The organism is Streptomyces abyssalis, from assembly GCF_001751365.1.
Taxonomy (GTDB): domain Bacteria; phylum Actinomycetota; class Actinomycetes; order Streptomycetales; family Streptomycetaceae; genus Streptomyces; species Streptomyces abyssalis.
This window is the reverse complement of record NZ_LJGT01000031.1, coordinates 1-2567: the sequence shown is the minus strand read 5'-3', so window position 1 is coordinate 2567 and position 2567 is coordinate 1. Positions and strand designations below refer to the sequence as shown.

The 2567-nt window shown below is 70.7% G+C and carries 2 protein-coding genes; one reads left to right on the top strand and one right to left on the bottom strand.

Annotation, left to right across the window (positions count from 1 at the left end; translation table 11 throughout):
• Window positions 1-719 precede the first annotated feature (719 nt).
• Window positions 720-953 carry a hypothetical protein gene (locus tag AN215_RS00165; RefSeq protein WP_045863337.1) on the top strand — a complete coding sequence of 78 codons (234 nt, stop codon included), beginning with the start codon at window positions 720-722 and terminating at the stop codon, window positions 951-953.
• A gap of 10 nt (window positions 954-963) precedes the next feature.
• On the opposite strand, the gene AN215_RS00160 is transcribed toward AN215_RS00165, so the two are convergent.
• A complete protein-coding gene (locus AN215_RS00160; RefSeq protein ID WP_070008657.1) occupies window positions 964-2334 on the bottom strand; it encodes a glycosyltransferase 87 family protein in 1371 nt (456 codons plus the stop codon).
• Window positions 2335-2567: the final 233 nt, after the last annotated feature.

Below are 2567 nucleotides of genomic sequence, written 5' to 3'. Positions count from 1 at the left end.
GGGGCGGGGGCTCCGCCACCCGCACCCCCGGCGGGGGCTTCGCCCCCTGCGGCCCCTCGGTGGTGCTGCGCCGTGAAGTGGTTTCCGTTTCGGGCTTCTTGGCGGGGACTTCGCCCCCTGCGGCCCCTCGGTGGTGCGGCTCCGTGGAGTGGTTTTCGGTGCGGGGTTTCTTGGGCGGGGGGTGTGCTCTTCCCGGTGCGGTGCTGTGGATTGGTTCCTGCGTTCCCGGTGTCCGCAGGTGTTGGCCAATGGTGGCTTGTCCACGGGCGGCAGGCCCGGCATCCTGCTTGTAAGGGCTTTCCCGGTGACCATGGAACGTGCGATGCGCGGGCGTTGGGCGGGGGACGTCCAGCGGTGCGGGCCGGAACCGGAACGGGTCCGCATCCGTCGATCCTGCGAGGGTGCACCTCGCGACGCGCTTGCGTCCCTGTCGCCGACCGGGCCTCCTGAGCAATGGGAGAACGTGGCAGAATCGTGACGGCCGGAAAGGGGGAGGGCCGAGGGGAGGGACGTGTGCGATGTCGGCAGTGGTCCTCGCCGAGGGCGGTCGGCAGCAGGCTCGCCCGCGCACAAGTCCAGCCACCGGTCCGGCAGCGGTGTCATCGCGAACGTTGCAGTGTCCCGCATGCGGTTCATCGAACGTTGCCCAGATGCTCGGCGACAATGGAGGAGTTTCCTACGTGTGCACGACCTGCGGCCACAGCTGGGGCTGATGACTGATGGGTGCACACAGCCGGAAGTGCGACTGGTGCGGCAGCGGGACGCCGATCGTCCGCGACATGGAGCCGGTCAACCCGGAGTTCCAGTACTGGTGTGAGGACTGCGCGCGGGCGCTGATCATAAAAGGCGACCCCATCGAGACGTACCGCGAACTGGACGGGGAGCCGATCTACGGTCGGCTGCTCGACGAGCACTGCACCCTGAAGCGCTTCTACTCCTTCGCCACCGCCTGACCGCCGCCGGTCAACGTGCCGGCACGGCCCTGCGGTTCACCGCACCGTCCGGCTCGTACGGAGCGGGCCTGCGCAGCGCCCGCACCGACAGCACCGCGGCCAGGGTCAGAAAGGCCAGGCCACCTGCGGGATAGAGCGCCGAGAGCACCATCTCGCCGCCCGTCTGGTGCAGTTCCGGTTTGACCGGTCCGGTCACGCCGTGCGGGACCCACCACAGCGCGTACGAACAGAACAGCAGCGCCGCGGCACCCGTCGACACCCGCCACAGCAGTCGCCGTCCGCGCTCAAGCGACTCCGTGCCCAGCAGCAGCACCAACGGCACACACCACACCCAGTGATGCGACCACGAGACGGGACTCACCAGCAGCGCCGTGAAGGCGCACACCAGGGCTGCCCACGCGGGCGCGTACGGCAGCCGGCGGCGGCCCGCAGCCGCTGCCGCGACGGCGACGGCCAGGCCGCCGATAGCGACCACGGCGGCGAGCACGAGCCACGGCCACCCCGGATCACCGGTGTGCAGCAGACGGGCCACGACGCCGCGCAGGGACTGGTTGTCGGTGATCTCCACATGGCCGACGCGTTCCGACTGGAAGAGGGCGCCGAACCAGAAGCGCCGCGAGTCGTACGGCAGGATCAGCGCGCCCAGCAGCACCGTGCCCGCGAACGCCCCCGCGGCGACGGCGGATTGGCGCAGCTCACGGTTCCACGCCGCGGCGAGGCCGCCGCCGGCGCGCAGGGCGCGAACGGCCCGCGCGGCGCCGTACAGCGCGAGGAACACCGCGAACAGCGCCGGGGTGAGCTTGATCCCGGCGGCGACGCCGATGCCCACGCCCGCGAAACGGTGCCCCGGACGGCGCGTGAGGTCCCACAGCACGAGTGCGGTCAGCAGCAGATTGATCTGCCCGTAGCGCAGCGTCGTCCACAGAGGTTCGCACCACACGGCGACGGAGGAGATCAGCAGTGCCGCCGCGGGACGGGGCAGACGCGTACTGCTCGACGGGCGCCCGATCAACCGCAGGGAGAGATGGACGACCGCCACCAGCAGCACGAGGTTTCCCGCGGTCGCCAGCGTCCGCATGTCCGCGACGTCCAGCAGCGTCAGCGGCATGAACAGCAGTGCCGCGAAAGGCGGGTAGGTGGTGGGGAGATCGGCGTAGGTGGCGCGCATCGAGTACAGGTCGCCACCGGTGCGTACGGTCCAGCCCTCCGCCCGGTAGACCATGAGGTCGATCATGGAGACGCCCGTCGCGCGCTGCGCCGTCCAGAACGCGGCGAAGGAGAGCAGGCAGACGGCCGAGGCGAGCAGGACGGGCCGCGCCAGCAGCCGGGTCCCGATGGCCGTACGGGACCGGCTGGAGGCGGACTGCTGCAGTGCGCTCACGGTGGGCGGGCTCCGGAGTCGTGATCGTCGGGGGCAGCCGTCGACAGTACCCGCCGCAGGGACGGGCGGGGCGCGTTCCCCCCAGGCGGAGAGAAACGGATTTGGCGGAACGTGGCAGGGGCCGTGTAAGGTTGGCGACGCCGCCGCGGGGCCGACCCCCCGGCGGACCAGTCTCGGGGCTATAGCTCAGTTGGTAGAGCGCTTGCATGGCATGCAAGAGGTCAGGAGTTCGA

Bases quoted from the DNA above. Each gene is read 5' to 3' on its own strand.
- AN215_RS00165 (WP_045863337.1), top strand. From the start codon at position 720: ATGGGTGCACACAGCCGGAAGTGCGACTGGTGCGGCAGCGGGACGCCG.